Annotated in this window: 18 protein-coding genes; 4 read left to right on the forward strand and 14 right to left on the reverse strand. The window is 71.8% G+C overall.

What is annotated here, in order from left to right:
• Position 1 precedes the first annotated feature (1 nt).
• The 14 genes from GA0070607_RS06985 to GA0070607_RS07050 all read right to left on the reverse strand — a co-directional run bounded on the left by GA0070607_RS06985 (position 2) and on the right by GA0070607_RS07050 (position 14,130).
• Positions 2 to 1,357 (reverse strand): oligosaccharide flippase family protein, encoded by a 1,356-nt coding sequence (locus GA0070607_RS06985; protein WP_089017446.1) that lies wholly within the window; start codon positions 1,355 to 1,357, stop codon positions 2 to 4.
• Between the two features lie 37 nt (positions 1,358 to 1,394).
• Positions 1,395 to 2,351 carry a glycosyltransferase family protein gene (locus tag GA0070607_RS06990; protein WP_157743097.1) on the reverse strand — a complete coding sequence of 319 codons (957 nt, stop codon included), beginning with the start codon at positions 2,349 to 2,351 and terminating at the stop codon, positions 1,395 to 1,397.
• Positions 2,348 to 3,757, reverse strand: a complete 1,410-nt coding sequence (locus GA0070607_RS06995) for a hypothetical protein (RefSeq protein WP_089017448.1) — start codon at positions 3,755 to 3,757, stop codon at positions 2,348 to 2,350. The genes GA0070607_RS06990 and GA0070607_RS06995 overlap by 4 nt, the downstream gene beginning before the upstream one ends.
• 274 nt (positions 3,758 to 4,031) lie before the next feature.
• Positions 4,032 to 5,570 (reverse strand): glycosyltransferase family 39 protein, encoded by a 1,539-nt coding sequence (locus GA0070607_RS07000; protein WP_172898998.1) that lies wholly within the window; start codon positions 5,568 to 5,570, stop codon positions 4,032 to 4,034.
• Between the two features lie 252 nt (positions 5,571 to 5,822).
• Positions 5,823 to 7,037, reverse strand: coding sequence for an alginate lyase family protein (locus GA0070607_RS07005; RefSeq protein WP_197701241.1), 1,215 nt, complete (start codon positions 7,035 to 7,037; stop codon positions 5,823 to 5,825).
• 179 nt (positions 7,038 to 7,216) lie between these two features.
• The gene (rdgB, locus tag GA0070607_RS07010) at positions 7,217 to 7,837 is read right to left on the reverse strand and encodes an RdgB/HAM1 family non-canonical purine NTP pyrophosphatase (protein ID WP_089017451.1); all 621 of its coding nucleotides are present in this window, start codon (positions 7,835 to 7,837) and stop codon (positions 7,217 to 7,219) included.
• A complete protein-coding gene (gene rph, locus GA0070607_RS07015) occupies positions 7,834 to 8,559 on the reverse strand; it encodes a ribonuclease PH (protein WP_089017452.1) in 726 nt (241 codons plus the stop codon). Before rph ends, rdgB begins: the two co-directional genes overlap by 4 nt.
• Before the next feature lie 82 nt (positions 8,560 to 8,641).
• On the reverse strand, positions 8,642 to 9,385 hold the full coding sequence (locus tag GA0070607_RS07020; protein WP_089017453.1) for an MBL fold metallo-hydrolase: 744 nt from the start codon (positions 9,383 to 9,385) through the stop codon (positions 8,642 to 8,644).
• A gap of 224 nt (positions 9,386 to 9,609) precedes the next feature.
• Positions 9,610 to 10,575 (reverse strand): PLP-dependent cysteine synthase family protein, encoded by a 966-nt coding sequence (locus GA0070607_RS07025; protein WP_089017454.1) that lies wholly within the window; start codon positions 10,573 to 10,575, stop codon positions 9,610 to 9,612.
• Between the two features lie 11 nt (positions 10,576 to 10,586).
• Entirely contained in the window at positions 10,587 to 10,976 is a 390-nt protein-coding gene (locus GA0070607_RS07030) for a MoaD/ThiS family protein (RefSeq protein WP_089017455.1), read from the reverse strand.
• 66 nt (positions 10,977 to 11,042) lie between these two features.
• Entirely contained in the window at positions 11,043 to 11,531 is a 489-nt protein-coding gene (locus GA0070607_RS07035) for a Mov34/MPN/PAD-1 family protein (protein ID WP_089021701.1), read from the reverse strand.
• 53 nt (positions 11,532 to 11,584) lie between these two features.
• On the reverse strand, positions 11,585 to 12,079 hold the full coding sequence (locus tag GA0070607_RS07040) for a DUF2017 domain-containing protein (RefSeq protein WP_172899170.1): 495 nt from the start codon (positions 12,077 to 12,079) through the stop codon (positions 11,585 to 11,587).
• 61 nt (positions 12,080 to 12,140) lie between these two features.
• Complete coding sequence (gene clpS, locus GA0070607_RS07045) at positions 12,141 to 12,431, reverse strand: ATP-dependent Clp protease adapter ClpS (protein ID WP_074319200.1); 291 nt, start codon at positions 12,429 to 12,431, stop codon at positions 12,141 to 12,143.
• A 148-nt stretch (positions 12,432 to 12,579) separates the two neighbouring features.
• Positions 12,580 to 14,130, reverse strand: a complete 1,551-nt coding sequence (locus GA0070607_RS07050) for a P-loop NTPase family protein (protein WP_089017456.1) — start codon at positions 14,128 to 14,130, stop codon at positions 12,580 to 12,582.
• Between the two features lie 197 nt (positions 14,131 to 14,327).
• Between GA0070607_RS07050 and GA0070607_RS07055 the strand changes: the two genes are divergently transcribed.
• From GA0070607_RS07055 to GA0070607_RS07070, 4 genes are read left to right on the forward strand one after another with little or no spacing between them, the layout of a single operon-like run.
• Positions 14,328 to 17,006 (forward strand): LuxR C-terminal-related transcriptional regulator, encoded by a 2,679-nt coding sequence (locus GA0070607_RS07055; protein ID WP_089017457.1) that lies wholly within the window; start codon positions 14,328 to 14,330, stop codon positions 17,004 to 17,006.
• 16 nt (positions 17,007 to 17,022) lie between these two features.
• On the forward strand, positions 17,023 to 18,309 hold the full coding sequence (locus tag GA0070607_RS07060; protein WP_089017458.1) for a nicotinate phosphoribosyltransferase: 1,287 nt from the start codon (positions 17,023 to 17,025) through the stop codon (positions 18,307 to 18,309).
• Between the two features lie 48 nt (positions 18,310 to 18,357).
• Positions 18,358 to 18,939, forward strand: a complete 582-nt coding sequence (locus tag GA0070607_RS07065; protein ID WP_089017459.1) for an isochorismatase family protein — start codon at positions 18,358 to 18,360, stop codon at positions 18,937 to 18,939.
• A gap of 40 nt (positions 18,940 to 18,979) precedes the next feature.
• Positions 18,980 to 20,233 (forward strand): MFS transporter, encoded by a 1,254-nt coding sequence (locus GA0070607_RS07070; protein ID WP_089017460.1) that lies wholly within the window; start codon positions 18,980 to 18,982, stop codon positions 20,231 to 20,233.
• Positions 20,234 to 20,338: the final 105 nt, after the last annotated feature.

The raw sequence follows: 20,338 nt of genomic DNA on the forward strand, positions 1-20,338 counted from the left end.
GTCATCCCTTCGTCAGACGCCGACGAATCTCGGCCCAGGACGGGAGCGGAGCTCCCGCCACCACGTTGCGCTTCACGGACGACCAGAACAGGACGAGGAGGATCGCCTCCGACAGCACCGTGGCCAGGGCCGCGCCGACCACGCCGAACGGCGGGATCGCAAGAGCCAGCGTGCCGAGGAAGACGACCGAGCCCAGGCCCTGGTAGAGAACCTTCTTGCGGAGCAGCCCACCGCTGGTCAGCAGGGACGCGACACTCGCCGAGCCGAAGCGGAGCGGGATCGCGAGCGCGAGCAGCGCCATCACCGGGACGGAATCGCGGTACGCGGCGCCGAAGAGCAGCGGGATGGCGTACCGGCCGCCGACGGCGACGATGACACCGATCAGCAGACCGAGCGCGATCATCCCCACCGTGCCGGCGCGGTAGGCGACGAGGACGGCCTCCCGGTCGGAGCGTGACCACCGGTGCAGCTTCGCCAGGAAGTACTGCTGGTAGACCACACGGGGCAGCAGGTAGATCGCCGTCAGCAGCGTCATCGGCACGGCGAAGACCGCGGCGGCCCGGGCACTGAGGAACTCGGCGCTGACCACGACGCCCAGGTTCATGCCGAGCAGGTAGAAGAGACTGCCGAGCATGAAGGGCGCGGCACCGCCGAGCAGGTGGCGCAGCCGGGGCGGACGCCCCGGTCGCATGTCGCCCGGCGGGTAGCCCTCCAACGGCCCACGTCCGCGAGCGAACGGCGCGATCACCACTGCGCTGAGCACGACCGTCACCGCGGCGACGAGGCCGTACCCGGTCGCCGCGGCCAGCGCCGAGAGACCGGCGAGCACGGTGAGCACCGCGACGAGGAGCCGTCCGGCGTGCGGGACGAGTTGCAACACGGACAGCGGGCCGTAGGCGCCGCGCAACTGGAGCACCGAGACCGACAACGCCATGCCGGCCTGCGCGAGGATGATCGGCGCCAGGAGGATCCGCAGGCCGCTGAGGGTCTGGTCGCCGCCGTCCAGCAGGGCCCAGGTCACCATCACCGCGATCTGGAGAGCGGAACAGGCGAGCACCAGCGCGATCGACGGCCGCACCCAACGCACCGCCCGCGGTCCCTCACGTCCGAACCGCTGCAACCAGAACTCGGCGATGCCGAAGAGCGCGACCGGGCCGGCGAGGGTCATCAGTGACAGGACGGACATGAAGGCGCCGAACTGGGCCTGCGGCATGCTGCGGGCAAGCAGCACCTGCGTCACGAACGCGATCAGGGTGAGCCCGACCTGGCTGATCCCGAGCAGACCAAGTTGCCGCAGCCGACGGGCGAGGCCGCGTGATCGGCCATGAGGCGCGGACCTGGTCTCGAGCAGGGTCATTGGTCGGCGGCCCGGCGACGTACGAGGTGGGAGGCTCTCATCGGGCCACCTCGGCCGCGACGGCCGACCGCACCTGCTCCAGCTCGAGCGCGGTGCGCCGGACCCACGCCTCCCGCACCGCGGCGATCCGTCCAGCGACGGTCGGGTCCGGCCGGACCGCCGCCCGTACCCCGGCGGCCAGCGCGGCGGACTCGTTGGCGACCAGCGTGGCGAAACCGCCGAAGAGGTTCGTGGTGGTGTTGGTACGGGACAGCACCAGTGGCCTGCCGGCGCTCAACGCCTCGCACGCGCCACTTGGCTGACAGGCGTCCCGGTCGGTCAGCACGACCACGGCGCGGGCGCCGGCGAGCGCCGCCTCGTAGTCGGGGAGGTCCAGGAAGCCCAGGCCGATCAGGTTGGGCAGGGCCGCCGCGCGCTGACGCAGCGGCTCGGGCAGGCGGTGCAGGGGCGCGGTCGTGGCGAAGGTGATCTCGGCGGCCTCCTCGATCGCGTCGAAGAGCACATCCATCGGTTCGTCGGCGGCCCCGGATGCCACCACGAAGACCCAGTCGCGCGGCGCGGCGGGCGCGATGGGCCGCAGCGGGTCGTGCACGACCAGGGTCCGCAGACCTGGGAACGCCTCACGGGCGAGGACATCGGCTTCGCGGTTGTGGGTCAGCACGAGCCGCGCGCCGCGCAGGATCCGCTCGGTGCCGGGCACCTTGCGCCACCACGACTGGAACTGCCCGTTATGCGCGTCCACGACGTACGGAACCTTGGCCCGGTGCGGAGCCAGCGCGGACAGGTGCGGCTGGGCCTGCGCGACGACGAAGGACGGCCGCCGGGACCGGATCAGGGCCAGATCCTCGCGGCTGTGCGCGAGGTAGTCGGAGGGGCGCAGCACCTTCGACGTCGCCCGGTGCGGACGCCACACCAACTCGGCGCCGAGCGCCTCGGCGAGGACGTCGGAACGCCGTTGATAACGCTTCCAGGAAATGAACAAGGGGGGATTCATGGATTGTCACCATTTCTGACTGCGCCGGATGTCAGAGCTTCGCGTGGATACACCGCGACAACCAGGATGTGCGAGAACAGGAACAGCCACATGAAGTACGAATAGGAGGTCGGCTTCTGGGTCACCGCGAAGACGGCCGCGGTGAAATAGAGCACGACCAGCGCCCACTGCCCCTCGAAGGTGAGCAACTCGCTCGTCGTACGCCACAGGACTGTGCAGATCACCGCCATGCATGCCAGGCCGAGCAGGCCCCACACCACGAACACCCGGATCGGATCGCTGTGGCTGTTCCACGGCTCGTAGCCCAGCCCGAAGAGCCAGACGTCCAGCGGCGCGTCCCGCCACGCCTGGGAGAGCTCGACCCAGATCTCGCCCCGGCCGCGCATGAAGTCCTTGGAGTCGGGGTTGAGCGAGCCGATCTGGGTGACCAGGAACCGGGCCCGGGCCCACAGGAACGGACCCCACCGAATCAGCAGGACAACCAGGCCCGCGACCAGCAGCAGACCGGCCGGGGCGGTGACCCGCAGGGGCAGCCGGCGGATCCACCGCAACAGCGCGGGAAGGCGTCGCAACTCCATGGCCGCGACGATGATCCCCACGCAGAGGATGGTCAGCCGGTGCGTGGTGACCACCGTGGTGCCGACCATGAGCGCGAGGAGACCGAAGCGGAACGCCGGCTTGAGTCGCATCCTGTCGCCGGCGACGTACAGGATGAAGACCGCGAAGATCAGCAGTCGGCCGAGTGACGCCGGGTGGAAGTAGCCACCCGAGGCGCGACCGATGTTGCCGCCGGGCAGCTTGAAGAAGAAGGTGTAGTCAACGACGCCGGCGACCTGGAGCCAGGCGATCGCGGAGTGCGCCACGGCACCGAGCAGCACCAGTTGCAGCACCCAGCGGATCCGGTCCATCGTGAACCACTGCGGCTTGGCGTACATGACCGCGATCAGGGTGATCGGCGCGAAGCCGACGGCCAGCTGCGCCGCCTGGGTCAGAGTTCCCCTGGTCGGAGGGACGTAGGGACCGAAGATGTCCCGAAGGCCGGTCACCGCGAACTGGTCGATGAACGCATCCCGGGCGGGAACGGCGAGCAGACTGACCACCGAGAGCAGGCCCAGGGTCAGCAACGCGACCAGCGCGGGGGTCACCTTCCCCGGGAGCCTGCGGGTCATCGCGACGACGAGGACAAAGGCGGCGACCATGAGCACGGCACCCGCCGTGCTGGCCACGAAGCCCAGGTCGACGGTGTCCTGCGCGGTCTTCTTGCCGGGAATGTCGAACAGGGGCTTCAGGCCGATGAGAGCCAGCGCGGTGGCGACCAGGAACCACGTCGGCAACTCCAGGCGGCGTCGCCGTTCGGGGATGCGGGTCGGGTCCGGCTCGGCGCGCAGCGACGCCGGGCCGCTCATCCGGACGCGGCCAGCGGTCGCGGCGCGGACCGCGCATGCCCGAGGTAGCTGTCCACGTCCCGATCCTCCCCGCAGCTTCTGTCCGGGGGCACTATACGCGACCTCGGATCACACACAGGACAGGCTGATGCGGGGCGGATCACGACCGCGATCGCCCCGGTCAGCGGGTTTCCGGCACGTCGGACGCCGGGGCGACCGCGGTTCAGGTCACCGCCTCGGGGGCACCCCGCGCCGACCTCGTCAGCGGCTTCTTCGGCGGCGCTCCGGTCCCTGGTCAGGCGGCCGGGGCAGAGCGCCACAACGACAGCGTGACACCGGTGAGCTTGACCACACGGACCGGTTCGAGTGCGCCGAGGGGCTTCTCCAGCGACGGGTGCACGCCGGAACGCTGATCATCAGCGGTCGACGTGCTGATCAGCCACAACCGCTCCGCGGAGCGCAGGCATTCCGCCCCGCCCTTGCAGTGCCGTGGGAAGGCTGGGGCGCCGCCGGGCCACGCCGTGAAGACGGTCGGCAGACTCCGCCTACCGGCCCGGCCCAGGTAGTAGTCCACGCCATCCCGCAACCGGGTTGGATACTTGGCGTGGAAGGCGATCGCATCGTTGGCGGCAGCCTCCGCCGTGATCACCGCGACCGCTCCCCGCAGATCGGGCTCGCCCGAGGCGACGATCTCCCGGTTCGACGCGTGTGCCGGAAGTCCAAGGGCGGCACAGAGCAGGACCAGCATCGCCGGCAGCATCTGCTGCCTCCACCTCGGTGCCGCGATGTTCCGCTGTGTCTCCGCTTGGCGGGCCACCGTCGCGACCGCCAACAGGCACCACGCCGGCACGGTGAACAACACGTAGCGGTGGATGAGCAGCGCCGCCACCGGCGAGATGAGAAGCAGTACGAAGAACGGCGCGATCGCCCAGGTGCCGAGCAGACTCCCACGGCGTCCCAGCGTGCAGGCACCAAGGACGGCCAGCCCGAGGATCATGGCGCCTACGGGGATGCTGCCCGTCACCCGTGCCATCTCGTTGATGGTGCTGTCCCAGGTGGCCTCCGGGATCCACCCCACCTGCCCGGCCTGGTCGAGCCCGACCCAGGCGACGGGAAGGACGGGGAGGACGCCCGTGGCCGCCGCGGCGAACCAGCGCGCGGTCACCTTGGTGTCACGAAGGCTCACCACGTACACGAGATGTGCGAGCAACAGCAGCAGGGCGACCAGGTGCATCAATCCGGCCACGGTGACGACGCTGGCATAGGCGAGCCACCGCAGCCACGACGGCCGCTCCGCCGCGCGCAGGAGCAGCAGGGTCCCGAGCACAGTGGCGGCGGCGGCGAGCGCGTAGGGTCGCGCCTCCTGGGCGTACCGCGAGATGGTCGGCACGACGGCGACGAGCAGGCCGGCGAACATGCCGGTCGCCGGGCCGAACAGCTTCCTGCCGATGGCTGCGGTCAGCGCGGCGGCGAGAGCGACCGCGAGCAGGGACGGCATCCGGAGGGACACCTCGGAGTCGCCAAACACCGCGATCCAGCCGTGCATGAGGAGGTAGTAGGGCGCGATGACGGCGTCCGTGCCCTCCACCAGATCCTGCAGACCCCGTAGCGACTTCGTCGACGCCACCCAGGTCGCGATCTCGTCGCGCCAGAGCTGCCGGCGGTCGAGACCGTAGAGCGCGACGAGGATCGCGGCGAGGGCGGGTACGGCCGGTATGGACCAGCGCGCCAGCCGGCCGGCGGAGCTCGCGGGCACGGGGTCTTCCGAGGGCTCCCGGACCGTGCCGGGAGCGGGCCCGCCGAGCGGCTTGTCCGCTGCGGCCAGTTCGACCATTTTTTCTGTTCCTTCGAATCGCACGGCACGCGAGGCCGAAAGGGCGGCCGCGGTCCGAAAGTTGCCCGTGTTTCGGTAGCGTAGACGCCCGTGGCGGGGCCCGTGGCCCGGTGTCCGGCGTCGGGCCGGCCGCGATCTCCCGGAGGATCCGCGGCCAGCGGATCGGGGGCGACCAGCCGAAGGTCCCAAGGCACCGACGATGAGCGCAGGCATCGAAGCGCGCCTGCGCGATGGACGAGTGGTGTCAGGCTGTCAGCGAGGATTCCCGGCGTGTGTCAAGGTTTCCGCCGCGTAGAAGAAGTTGGCGCCGGCAGGACGGTCGGCCTCGAGGAGCTCCCTGGTCCTGGGCAGGGTGAACCCCATTCGTGTCGAATAGTGGTTGTAGGCGACCTCGGGTAACGGATCCAACCCGGTCTGGAGGCGGCCACCGCACAGCCACGGCGGCACCGGCTCGCCGAGCTCGTACTTCGCGTGCAGCTCGACCGCCCGGGTGAGCCGCTGCCGCGCCTCGGCATAGAGATCCAGGCCCTGGATCCAAGCGGTCTCCGCGACGTGCGCAGCCGCGGCGAGGCCCCACCCGGTGTGCAGGAAATCGCGACAGGTCTCCTGTGCGAGCCCGTCCACGAACCTGGTCTGCCCGCCCCAGTACTCGATGATCTGCGATCTGGTGAACGATTCGCCGGCAGGGGCTTTGGGGACGGGGCCGTCGGTCGTCAGATAGACGTACGCCCGCAGCCGCTTCCGCCACATCTCGACCGCCCTCGTGAAGACGGCACGATCGTCGAGGAATACCGCGATGCTGACCGCCGCGTCCAGCATGATCAGCTCCCAGTTGCCCGCCCGGTAGCGGTTGATTCCACCCATCACCAGCGGCAGGTAGATGTCCCGGAACATGCGCTCGGCACGGGCGAGCCGGTCAGGTCGCCACCCCGGGTACGTGTGCTTGATCAGCTCCGCCGCCCGCACGAACGAGGCACCCGACCAGCCTGCCTGCAAGGGGGCGTTGGTGTTGGTGTGCCGCTTCAGCACACCCGACCAGGCGTCAATAATTTCGATGGACTTCTCCGCGTAGCGACGATCGCGGGTGAAGAACCACAGCAACGCGTGCGCGTACGCGGCAACGGCGTCCTCGGTCTGCTGGGTGCATCCCGTGTCGGGCCTCGAGTAGAAGCCGCAGTCCACACTGGCGAGCGGCCTCGCCTGCCAGGACAACTGCCCGTAGCGGGTACGTTGCAGGGTGAGCCACGCCGAATACCAGGGCTCCTCGCCTGCCCTGACCTTGCCGATCGCGAAGTCGAGCTGATCGCTCTGCACCAGCACGCCAGGGTGGACGAAGCCGCTCTCGCTGTCGCGGGAAGGGCTCAGATACGGCACGGGGGCGAGGGCCTGCGCTGACCACAGGCCCGCCGACTCACCCTCCGAGCGTGTCGTCTCGGACGAGACGACCAGGAAGCCGGCGGTGACCACAAGCACCACCGCACCGGCCAACGCCGCGATACCGGCGCGGGTACCCGCCCATGCCATCCGGTCTCCCCAAACAGTCCAGCGAACAGGGCGTGCGGAAAACTCTTCCAAGAGTCGCACGCCCTGGTTCTCTTATCGCCCTGCCGCTTCGGCTATTGCCCCGTCGGCGGACGGCGTACGCGTCAGACGGTGGTGGGCGGCAGCACCTTGGCGATCAGCTTGGCCAGCTCGCGCAGCGCCTTGCCGCGATGGCTGACGGCGTCCTTCTCGGTCGGGGTCAGCTCGGCGTTGGTGCGGTCCTGCCCGTCGCCCAGGAAGATCGGGTCGTAGCCGAACCCGCCCTCGCCGCGCGGGGCACGCAGCACCCGCCCGGACTGCCGGCCGTCGACCAGGTGCTCCTTGCCACCGGGCAGCACCAGCGCCACCGTGCAGACGAACGAGGCTGCCCGGTGCTCGTCGGGCACGTCGGCGATCTGGTCCAGGACCAGCTGAAGGTTGGCCTGGTCGTCGCCGTGCTGCCCGGACCAGCGGGCGCTGAACACCCCCGGCATTCCGTTGAGCGCGTCCACCGCGATCCCGGAATCGTCGGCGATGGTCGGCAGCCCGGTACGCCGGCATCCCTCCCGCGCCTTGATCAACGCGTTCTCGCCGAAGGTCAGGCCGGTCTCCGGCAGTTCCGGGTACTGCTCGACGTCGTCCAGCCCGAGCAGGGCGATCCGGTGCGCGCCGAGCGCGCCGTCCAGGATCCGCTGAAGTTCGACCAGCTTCTTACGGTTGCGGGTGGCGAGCAGGACCTTGTTCATGACAGTGCCTTCCGCTGGGCCTCGGCCAGCTCGGCGCAGCCGGCGACGGCCAGGTCGAGCAGGGTGTCGAGCTGCTCCCGGGCGAACACGCCCGCCTCACCGGTGCCCTGCACCTCGACGAAGTCGCCGGCGCCCGTGCAGACCACGTTCATGTCCACCTCGGCGGCCACGTCCTCCTCGTAGCAGAGGTCGAGCCGCGCCTCGCCGGCGATGATCCCCACGCTGACGGCGGCCACCGAACGGTGCATCACGTTCTCCGGCTTCCCGGCCAACGACTTGCGGGCGGCCAGCCAGCCCACCGCGTCGTGCAGTGCCACGTACGCGCCGGTGATCGCGGCGGTCCGGGTGCCGCCGTCGGCCTGGAGCACGTCGCAGTCGAGCACCACTGAGTTCTCGCCGAGCGCCTTCAGGTCGATGCAGGCGCGCAGGCTGCGGCCGATCAGCCGGGAGATCTCGTGGGTCCGGCCACCGACCCGACCCTTGACGCTCTCCCGGTCGGAGCGGGTGTTTGTGGCCCGGGGCAGCATCGCGTACTCGGCGGTCACCCAGCCGAGCCCGGAGCCCTTGCGCCAGCGGGGCACGCCCTCGGTGACGCTCGCCGTGCAGAGCACCCGGGTGCCGCCGAACTCGACGAGCACCGAGCCCTCCGGATGAGTGCTCCAGCCTCGGGTCAGGGTCACCGGTCGAAGTTCATCGGGCCCTCGCCCGTCAGGTCGCGCCATGCCTGCACCCTATGCGGTGCGGTGCCGCACCTGCCCTGCGGTGCCCCCGCCCGGATACCGCCGGCCGCGGGGCGAGGTGGGATCAGACGTCGTAGCTGGCGCCGGCCCGGACCACCTCGAGCGGCCCGGTGTACGCGGCGGCGGCCGACTCCAGCGTGTGCGCCTCGCTGCCCCAGGCGGCCACCAGGTGGGTGAGCAGCAACCGGCCGACCACGGCCTTGGTCGCCGCCTCGCCGGCTTCCCGGCCGGTGAGGTGCAGGTCCGGTGGATTGTCCGCGCCGTCGAGGTAGCTGGCCTCACAGAGCAGGACGTCGGCGTTCTGGGCCAGCCGCAGCAGCGCGTCGCAGGGCGCGGTGTCCGAGGAGTAGCAGAGCGACCGGCCGCCGTGCTCCAGCCGCACGCCGTACGTCTCGACGGGGTGGTTGACCCGGTCGACGGTGACAGTGAACGGGCCGATCGGGAAGGTGCCCGGTTGGAGGGCGTAGAACTGGTAGACGTCCTCCACTGTGCCGTCGTCGCCGTAGGCGGCGCTGAGCCGGTCCGGTGCGCCGGAGGGCGCGTACACCGGCAGCGCCGGGTAGGGGCCGTCCGGCGCGTACCGGCGGACCACCACGTACGACACGGCGTCGAGGATGTGGTCGCAGTGCAGGTGGGTCAGGAGGATCGCGTCCGGGGCGTGCAGCCCCGCGTACCGCTGGAGGCTGGACAGCGAACCAGGGCCGAAGTCCACCAGCAGCCGGAAACCGTCGGCTTCGACCAGGTAGGCCGAACACGGCGATTCGGGGCCGGGAAAACTGCCGGCGCAACCCAGGACAGTCAGTCGCATCGAGTCGTCTCGCTGTCACTGTCAGTAGCAACCGTGCCGGCCGTCGTCCCAGCCATGATCTCTACCGACGCGTACGCCACGCTGCGCAGCCTACGCTGGGGTACCCGGCGGCAAGAATCATCCGATGGAACTTGTCACGAACGTGACACCCGCTCACGGCGCGGCGGGCAGCGTACGGGCCGTCGACATGCCCATCGACGGCCCGTACGCGAAGACCAGACCGATCACGCCCAGAGCTGCCCCTCCAGGGCGTCCTCCGCGTCGGCCAGCGTGCCGCCGTACGCGCCGGTCGACAGGTACTTCCAGCCGCCGTCGCACACCACGAACGCCACGTCGGCGCGGCGGCCGTCACGGACCGCCTCGTGCGCCACCGCGAGGGCGGCGTGCAGGATCGCGCCGGTGGAGAAGCCGGCGAAGATGCCCTCCACGTCGACGAGCTGCCGGGTACGCAGCACCGCGTCCCGCGTGCCGACCGAGAAGCGCCGGGAGAGCACCGAGGCGTCGTACAGCTCCGGCACGTACCCCTCGTCGATGTTGCGCAGGCCGTAGACCACCTCGCCGTAGCGCGGCTCGGCGGCCACGACCTGGATGCCGTCGACCTTCTCCCGCAGGTAGCGCCCTGTGCCCATCAGCGTGCCGGTAGTGCCCAGGCCGGCCACGAAGTGCGTGATGGTGGGCAGGTCGTGCAGCAGCTCCGGCCCGGTCGTCTCGTAGTGCGCCCGGGCGTTCGCCTCGTTGCCGTACTGGTAGAGCATCACCCAGTCCGGGTGCTCGGCGGCGATCTGCTTGGCGGTGGCGACGGCCTGGTTGGAGCCGCCCGCCGCCGGCGAAAAGATGATCTCGGCGCCGTACATCCGGAGCAGCTGGACCCGCTCGGTGGAGACGTTCTCGGGCATCACGCAGACCAGCCGGTAGCCGCGCAGCTTGGCCACCATGGCCAGCGAGATGCCGGTGTTGCCGCTGGTCGGTTCCAGGATGGTGTCACCCGTGCGGAGCCGGCCCGCCTCCTCGGCTGCGCGGACCATGAACAGCGCCGCCCGGTCCTTGATGCTGCCGGTCGGGTTCCGGTCCTCCAGCTTGGCCCAGAGCCGCACCGGCGGGGCGCCCTCGGGCACCGTCGGGGAGAGCCGGGGCAGGCCGACCAGCGGTGTGCCCCCGCAGGCGTCGAGCAGGCTGTCGTACCGCGCCATGGCGGCCGCCCTCAGCGGGCGGCGACGGCACCGCGACGGCTGTCGCGGGTTACCGCCGTCGCGCTCTGCTGGCGGGCCGCCGCGGCACTGTGCTGGCTGATCGCCGCCGCCGCCGCGAAGCCGAACGCGCCGCCGGCAACGGCCGGCAGGATGGTGATGCTGTCGCCGTCGGAGAGCTTGGCGTCCAGCGCGCCGAGGAAGCGGACGTCCTCGTCGTTGACGTAGACGTTGACGAAACGGTGCAGCGTGCCGGCCTCGGTGACCAGCCGGCCCCGCAGCCCGGCGTGCCGGGAGTCCAGGTCGGCGAGCAGGTCGGTCAGGGTGTCGCCGGAACCTTCGACGACCTTGGCGCCGCCGGTGTAGCTGCGCAGGATGGTGGGGATGCGAACCTCGATGGCCATGATGTCGTGCTCCTCATTCGGGTGTGCCAAGGGTGACGGGACGGAACGGGTGCGGACGCTGACGGATCAGCGGCCGGAACACTCGTAGTCGACCGTCGCCGGGCTCTGCCCGAACATGTAGGACTGGACGGCGTGCGGGTCGACCCCGGCCTCCACGATCCGAACCGGCTCCTCGGTCACCACGCCGTCGACGATCCGGAACGACCGGATCTCCTCCGAGTCGGGCTCGCGAGTCGATACGAGCAGGTAGTGCGCGCCCGGCTCGCCGGCGAAGGAGACGTCGGTCCGCGAGGGGTACGCCTCGGTGGCGGTGTGCGAGTGGTAGATGACCACGGGCTCCTCGTCCCGGTCGTCCATCTCCCGCCACACCCGCAGCTGTTCCATCGAGTCGAACTCGTAGAACGTCATCGACCGCGCGGCGTTGTCCATCGGAATGTGCCGGGTCGGGGTGTCGCTGCCGACGGGACCGGCGACCACGCCGCACGCCTCGTCTGGGTGGTCCCGGCGCGCGTGGGCGACGATCGCGTCGATGATCGACCGGTCGATGCTCAGCACGTGCACCAGCCTAACGCCTGCCGGGTACCGGCCTGAAGTGGTGCCGGTCACGCCTAATCGATCAAGGCGTTGAGCAGCGACTCCTGTAGATATCCGAGGTACGCGTAGACCGACAGCTGGAACACCCGGCTGGAGGCCGGGTCCTCGGCGACCGCGTCGTCCAGCTCCTCACCCAGGTCCGTGCCGTCCTTGATCTCCAGCCGGACACCCATCGCAAGCCGGGCGTCGTTCAGCGCCCGCAGCCACGCCTCGGCCGCCTCGGCGTCCAGCCGCACCTCGCCGCCCGCCTCGTCGGGCAGAGCGGCCAGGATGGCCCCCGCCTGATCGATCTTCGCGGTCTTCAGGTCGCCCTCGGTGTAGCGCCGGAACTCGGCGGAGCCGGCCGCGTCCTCGGGGTAGACCGCCGGGAAGAGCCGGCCGACGACCGGGTCGGTGTGGTCGAAGCCGTCGGTGAGCAGACCGACCACCTCGGAGGCGACCTTGCGCAGCACGCGCACCTCGTCGACGGCGAAGGTGGCGACGTAACGGCCGGCCTGGCGACGGAACATGCTCACGATGCCCACCCTGTTCGCGGCCGCGGGGCTCGCAGAAGCGGCTCACTCCTCGCGCTCACGAGCGGTCCACCGTCGCCCACAGGCCATACGCGTGCAGCTGCGACGCGTCGTGCTCCATCCGCTCCCGGGCGCCGGTGGAGACCACGGCACGGCCCTTGTGGTGCACGTCCAGCATGAGCTGCTCGGCCCTCTCCCGGCTGTAGCCGAAAAGCTTCTGGAAGACCCAGGTCACGTACGTCATCAGGTTGACCGGGTCATCCCACACGATCGTCACCCACTGCCGCTCGGACGCCGGCACCTCGTGAGTGTCCGGCGTCTCGACCGGTGCAACCTGCGGAGCCGCCATGCCCCCCATCGTGCCACCGGTTTCCCGGAACCGAGGAACCGGAACGCCGGCCCGGCGAGGATCACCCAAACCGGCCTCCCCGCCCTCGCCCCGGGCGCCAGCGGACGCGAGGTGCCGCACGGGACCGGAACAGGGGGCGGCCACGCCGTCAGGCGAGCAGGATGCCGTGATCGACTGCATCGGAGAGCACCGCGCCCAGCGAGAGACGGATCACCTCGAACCGTCGGGAGATCTCCCGGGACAGCCCCAGCTCGACCTCCCGCAACGCCCGCTGGGACCACGCCCGGGCGGCGTTGTGGTCGTCGTTGCCCGGTGTACGCCACTGTTGCCAGCACCCGCCGGAGAGCGCCACGGCGACCGGCGGGAGCACCTCGTCGCGCGACGCCCTCGGATAGCCGTCGAGCGCGTCGATCGCCTCCGGGCCGGTCAGCGAGGCCACCCCGGCCGTGCTGGTGATCAGCAGCACCCGGTCCAGGTCGCGGCCGGGCCGGTGATCGGTCAGGCCGTACTGCACGGCGGTGGCGATCCGGCGGCGTACGCCCTCGGTCGGCGGCGCGCCGAGCACCCGGGCCGCGGCGTCCGCCACGATGCCCCGCACCGCGTGGTCGCACTGCGCGGTGGCCAACAGTGACAACGCCGCCATCTCCCGGTCCAGCAACTCCGGCAGGCCGGCGGAGCCGACCCCGAAGACGATTTCCTGCACCACCCGCAGGTGGGCGTTCGCCAACTCCAGCGCGAGGTGCTGGCGGATCCGCTGGGCGCAGGAGCGGGTCTGCCGTTCGAGTTGCTCCGACCAGTCCCCCGGGTCGGACACCACGGACACCCGGTCGTGCTGGCCCGGCAGCACCGGCGGGTCGGCGCTGGCCCGCTGCAGCCCCTCCTGCGCCGCCCAGCCCACCAGCGCCCGGCGCAGGTCGGCGGCGGACTCGGCGTCGTCGATCGGGAACCACCGCGAGCTGGCCAGCGAGGGCACGGCGGCCAGCAGCGCCGCGCGGTGCGCCGCCACGGTCACCGCGACCGGATCCACCTTTCCCGGCACGCCGTGTGCCGGCGGGACGGACGCCCCCGCGTCCTCCGTCGTCGCCGTGCCGTCGGCCAGCGGGGCCCAGCCCGCCGCGCCGGGGGTGACCGCGAAGACGACCTTCACCGGGGTCGGGGCCACCTCGGCGAGCAGGTTCAGCTCCGCGGCGGTGAACGCCTGATCAGCGGCGATCACGAAGAGCAGCGCGCCGGCCCGGCCGACCGCGTCGAGCAGCACTCGGCCGCCGGCGACGCCGAGCGTGCCGGTGTCCGGCGTGTCGATCAGGGTGAAGTGCCGCAGCAGCGGCTCGGGCACACTCAGCTCGACCCGCCGGGGCGGGCGGGCCAGCGCCGGGCCGGCGGCGTCCCGGTCCGCGCCGTAGGAGTGCGGTTGGCGGTAGCCCGGCACGTACGCCGCCCGGGTGGGTGCCTTGGCGTGTCGCACCACCAGCCAACTGCCGGCCGGCACGGTCAGCATGACCGGGTCGAGCCCGAGCAGGGTGGCGAGCACGCCCCGACGCTCGGCGCCGGCGGGGCCGACGGCGACCACGCCGAGCGGCTCGTCCGGAGCGGGGCCGGTCACCCCGACCCGGGTGGGTAACGGGCCGCAACGCGGCAGGTCAGCCGGGCCGGCCATGTCGCCGGACGAGTCGACCGAGGGGAGAGGGCCCTGCTTCATCGGGTGGCCTCCCATTGCAGGCGACCGGGCGTCCGGTCGCGTGGAAATTCCGGTGACGGTACCCGGTTGCCGGAAGACTACGGGCGGCCCGGTGACCGGGCGGAACACTTCGAATACTCACGGGTAATCGCGGGATTACTCAACTTCGGTGCGTGACGGTGCGGGCGCGGACAGGTTTCGATGGATATGCTGCCGGGATGAGTCCATGGCAGTTCGTCGGCCGAACCGATGAGCTCAACCGCCTGCTGACGGCAGTGACCGGGGAAGCCGGTCGAGGGCTCTTCTTCAGTGGCAGCGCGGGCATCGGCAAGAGCCGGCTGCTGCGCGAGGGCCTGAGCACGCTGCCCACCGACCGGTACGCGATCTGGTCCATCGCGGCCAGTGCCACCACGGCCGCGCTGCCGTTCGGCGGGCTGGTGCAGGTCCTGCCCGCCGAGCAGCCCCAGGGCCTCTCTCCCGCCGGCATCCTGCGCTGGGCGCTGAGTGTGCTGCAACAGCAGGCCGCCGGCCGGCGGATCGTGCTCGCCATCGACGACGCGCACCTGCTCGACCCGCCCTCCGCGGCACTGGTGCACCTGGTGGCCCGCGCGGAGAACGCCACAGTGATCGGCACCCTGCGCGACGGCGAGCAGATCCCGCTGCCGATCCGCGCACTCTGGACCGACGACCTGGTCGAGCACGTCGAGCTGACCCCCATGCCACCGGCGGAGACCGCCGGGCTGCTGGCGGCGATCCTGGGCGGCCCGGTCGACGCCGGCTCCGCCGACCGGCTCGGCCGGCTGTCGGCCGGCAACCCGCTGCTGCTGCGCGAGCTGGTGCACGCCGCCAACGGCAGCGCGGAGCTCAAGCGCACCTACGGCATCTGGAAGTGGACCGGCCGGCTGGAGCTGGCGCCCAATCTGACCGACCTGATCGACACCCGGGTCGGGCAGCTCACCGACGGCGTCCGCGCGGTCGTCGAGTTGGTCGCCTTCGGCGAGCCCCTGGGCCTGCACCTGCTCAACCAGGCCGCCGACCCGGCCGACGTCGAGATCGCCGAGGAACGTGGGCTGATCAGCGTGGTGCAGCACGACCGGCGGACCAACGTTCGGCTGGCCCACCCGCTCTACGGCGAGGTGATGCGCCGCCGCTGCCCGGTCAGTCGCACCCGACGGCTCCAGGCAAGCCTCGCGGAGCTGCTCGAGCGGGTCGGCAAGCGCCGCCGCGACGACCTGTTGCGGGTGGCGGTGTGGCGGCTCGACTCGGGCACCGCGCAGGACCCGGCCCTGCTGGTGGACGCCGCGGTGCAGGCGTTCACCCGCTACGACGTGCCGCTGGCGACCCGGCTGGCCCGCGCCGCACTGGACGCCGACGGCGGCTCGGACGCCGCGGAACTGCTGGCCACCATCCTGATGTTCGCGGACCGGCCGGAGGAGGCGATCGAGGTCCTGGACGCGGTGACCCCCGACCCCGGCGACGAGCGGCGACTCTGCCGGTGGCTGACCGTGCGAGGGATGGTCAGCTACTGGGGGCTGAGCCAGGAGTCCACGGTGGAGGAGATCGCGTCCCGTGTCGAACAGCTCAGCGATTCCGCCGACCGGGCCCGGGTGCACGCCTTCGAGGCGATCATGCGACTGCACCGGCTGGACACGACCACCGCCGTACGGCTCAGCCGGCGGGTGTTGGACCGGCCGGCGGCCAGCGTCGCCGCCCGCGAGCTGGCCCGCAGCACAATCGCGTACGTCCAGGCCGCGCAGGGCCAGCTGAGCCGCAGCGGTACGGCGATCGCCCAGGTGCACTCCGCGGCGGCCAACTGGCGTACCGACATGCCGTACCTGCAACTGGCCCTGGAGTTGGCCCGCGGCACCCGGCTCATGCTCACCGGCGACCTGGTCGGCATCGACGCGATCGTCGCCGACGAGTTCGCCGACCTCGCCGGTGCGGGGGACTTCCGGCTCGGCACCGGATACCTGGCCATCCTCCAGGCGTACGCGGCCCGCCTGCGCGGGCAGAGCGACGGGGCGATGCGGACGTCGCTGGGCGCCTGCGCGGTGCTGGCCACCAGTCGGGTCTACGCCGGTCTGGCCCAGGCCGAACGGGCGCAGGCGGCGGCGCTGCGCGGCGACGCGGCGCAGGCCACCGAGGCGATGGCCGAGGCGGACCGCACCCACGCGCCGGGCATGGCGGTGCTCTACCCGTGGCTGGAGCAGGCCCGGGGTGCGGTGCTCGCCGCGTCGGGCGACCTGCCGGGCGCGATCAAACAGCTCAGCGACCTGGTGGACCGGCTGCGCGCGGACGGCTTCGCCGGGCACGAGGTGCACGTCCTGCATGACCTGGTCCGGCTGGATCAGGCCGGCGCGCCGGTGGGGCCCACCTGCTCCGACGGCGGCCGGCGCACTGTCGCGCAGCGCCTCGCCGAGCTCTCTGAGCAGGTCGACGGCGTGCTCCCGCCGCTGCTGGCCCGGCACGCCCGGGCCGCGGTGACCGACTCCGCCATGGATCTGCTCGCGGTCGCCGACGACTACGTCGCGCTGGAGCTGCACGTGTACGCCGCCGAGGCCACCGCCCAGGCCCTGCACCGGCTGCGCCAGCAGCACTCGGCGGCGGCCGGCGACGCCCGGGAGCGCCTCGCCGGGCTGCTCGGCCGCTGCGACCTGATCCGCACGCCGGCGCTGCACGCCGGGGCGCCGGTGCTGACCGAGCGGGAGTGGCAGGTGGCCCGGCTCGCCGCCCACGGCGCGACCAGCCGGGCCATCGCCGAGCGGCTCTACCTCTCCGCACGAACGGTGGAGAACCATCTCCAGCGGATCTACGCCAAGCTCGGCGTGACCGGCCGGGCCGAGCTGTGGGCGGCGCTCCGATCGATCCCGGGCCACGAGGGCGGCGACGCGAGCTGAACCTTAGGCTGGGGCGGTGAGCACCCTCCACCCCGCGCTGCTGACCGACCACTACGAGCTGACCATGGTCAGCGCAGCCCTCAAGGACGGCACCGCCGACCGCCGCTGCGTCTTCGAGGTGTTCAGCCGCCGGCTGCCGAGCGGGCGCCGGTACGGCGTGGTCGCCGGCACGGCCCGGCTGATCGAGCTGATCCGCGACTTCCGGTTCGACCCGGCGGAGATCGACTTCCTGCGCCGGACCGGCGTGGTCGACGACACGGCCGCGGCCTGGCTCGCCGACTACCGCTTCACCGGCGACATCGACGGGTACGCCGAGGGTGAGCTCTTCTTCCCCGGCTCGCCGATCCTCACCGTCTCCGGCGGCTTCGCCGAGTGCGTGGTGCTGGAGACGCTGGCGCTCTCGGTGCTCAACCACGACAGCGCGGTGGCGGCCGCCGCGGCCCGGATGGTGACCGCGGCACGCGGCCGGGCGCTGATCGAGATGGGATCGCGCCGGGCGCACGAGGGGGCGGCGGTGGCCGCGGCACGGGCCGCGTACCTGGCCGGGTTCCGGTTCACCTCCAACCTTGCCGCCGGTGCGCGCTACGGCATCCCCACGGCGGGCACGGCGGCACACGCGTTCACGCTGCTGCACGACGACGAGCGGGCCGCGTTCGCCTCGCAGGTGGCCACGCTGGGCAAGGACACGACGCTGCTGGTCGACACGTACGACATCAGCCAGGGCATTCGCAACGCGATAGCGGTGGCCGGGCCGGAGCTGCGGGCGGTGCGAATCGACTCGGGTGACCTCGCGGTGATCGCCCAGCAGTCCCGGGAGCTGCTGGACTCGCTGGGCGCCACCGAGACCAAGATCATCGTTTCCGGTGATCTGGACGAGTACTCGATCGCTGCGTTGGCCGCCGAGCCGGTGGACATGTACGGCGCCGGCACGGCTGTGGTCACCGGCTCCGGAGCGCCCACCGCCGGGCTGGTCTACAAGCTCGTCGAGGTCGAGGGACGGCCGGTGGTGAAGCGCTCCGAGCACAAGGCGACAATCGGCGGCCGGAAGGTCGCGGTCCGCCGGCACAAGCCGACCGGCACCGCCACCGAGGAGGTCATCTGCCCACAGGGCGTGCCGGACCGGCAGGCCAACGACCGGATGCTCCAGCGCTCGTACGTGGTCGACGGCGAAGCGGTGGCGCTGCCCACCCTCGACGAGTCGCGCGAGCACCTACGGGAGTGCCTGATCTCGATCCCGTGGGAGGGGCTGAAGCTCTCCGCCGGCGACCCGGCCGTGCCGGTCACCGTCGTACCCGCCGACTGAGCTCATCCAGGACCGTCACCGCCCCACCATGAAAAGAGGGAGATCACGATGGCGAACGCGCTGATCATCGTGGACGTGCAGAACGACTTCTGCGAAGGCGGCTCGCTGGCCGTCGGGGGCGGCGCGGGCGTGGCCGCCGGCATCTCCCGGCTGCTCGCCGCCGAGCCGGACCGGTGGGCGCACGTGGTCGCAACGAAGGATTACCACATCGACCCGGGCGCGCACTTCGGCGATCCGCCGGACTTCGTGGAGTCCTGGCCCCGGCACTGCGTGGTCGGCACCAGCGGCTCGGAGTTCCACACCGATCTGGACACCGAGCGGGTCGAGGCGATCTTCCACAAGGGCGAGCACGCGGCGGCGTACTCCGGGTTCGAGGGGCACGCCGACGACGGCGAGTGCCTGGCCGACTGGCTGCGCCGGCACGACGTGGACCGGGTCGACCTGGTCGGCATCGCCACCGACCACTGCGTCCGGGCGACCGCGCTGGACGCCGCCCGGGAGGGTTTCGACACCACAGTGCTGCTGGAGCTGACGGCGGCGGTCGCTGCGGACACCACCGACGTGGCGCTGCGGGCGATGGACAGCGCGGGGGTGACCCTGCACGGCCAGCCTGTGATCAGGGCCGCATGACGCGGTAATTGGTTGGTCATCGGCCCGCCGCCGGTCGAGGATGTTGCCGGAGGTACGGACCCACGTGAACATGAAGCCTTACCGGGAAGCGCTCGCTCTGCCCGGCCTACGGTCGCTGCTGCTGGTAGCCGTCCTCGCCCGGATTCCGCTCACCGCCACCGGGGTGACGCTGACCTTCCACGTCGTGCTCGACCTCGATGGGACCTACGCGGCTGCCGGGCTGGTCGGCGCGGCCATCACGGTGGGCGCGGCAATCGGTGGCCCTTTGCTCGGCCGGCTGGTGGACCGGCGTGGCCTGCGTCCGGTCCTGGTGCTCACCGGGATCGCCGAGGCGGTGTTCTGGGCCACCGCGCCGTCGCTGCCGTACGCGCTGCTGCTGCCGGCCGCCTTCGTCGCCGGCTCGCTGGCCCTGCCGATCTTCTCGGTGGTCCGGCAGTCCATTGCCGCGCTGGTCCCGGAGGACCGGCGCCGCCCGGCGTACGCGCTGGACTCGATGTCGGTGGAGCTGTCGTTCATGGTCGGCCCGGCGCTGGCGGTGGCCCTGGTCACAGCGATCTCCGCGCGGACCACCATGTACCTGGTCGGCGGTGGCATCGTCGCTGCCGGGATCGCGCTGTGGCTGATCGATCCGCCGATCCGCGGCGCCGCCGAGCCCACCGGCCCACGGCGCAAGGTGCCCCGCCGGGAGTGGCTGACCCCCCGGCTGCTCGCCGTCCTGGCCGTCAGCGCCGCCGCGACCCTCGTGCTCGGCGGCACCGACGTGGCGGTGGTCGCCGTGCTCCGGGCCAGCGGCGAGATCGGTTGGACCGGCGCGGTGTTGGCCATCTGGGCGGTCGCCTCGCTGGTTGGCGGGTTCGTCTACGGGGCGTTGCACCGCTCGGTCTCCCCGCTGGTGCTGACCGGCGCCCTCGCCCTGTGCACCATCCCGGTCGGGCTGGGCGGTGCCCACTGGTGGCTGCTCTGCCTGGCGTTGATCCCGGCCGGCGCGCTCTGCGCGCCGACAATCGCGGCCTCCTCCGACGCGGTCAGCCGCCTCGTCCCGGCCGAGGTTCGCGGGGAGGCGATGGGGCTGCACGGCTCCGCGGTCACCGTCGGCATCGCGGTCGGCGCTCCGCTCGCCGGTGCGGTGATCGACGCCAGGACGCCGCTCTGGGGCTTCGTGGTGACGGGCGCGCTGGGCGTGCTGGTGACCCTGGTGGTGCTCCCGATCGAGCTTCGCCGCCGCCGCAACGCCGACGGGGCCACGCCGCGCCCGCCCGTCGGGGCCGACCTCACCTCCGCCGCGGCCCGCTGAAGCCGACGCGTCGCGGCCCGGCCACCTCCCCAACCGGGCGGGAGAAGCCCCTCCGGGCTGGGCGCTGCGGGCCGCACCTGGCCAGCATTCGGACCAGCCTGTTCC

Source organism: Micromonospora coriariae (assembly GCF_900091455.1).
GTDB lineage: Bacteria > Actinomycetota > Actinomycetes > Mycobacteriales > Micromonosporaceae > Micromonospora > Micromonospora coriariae.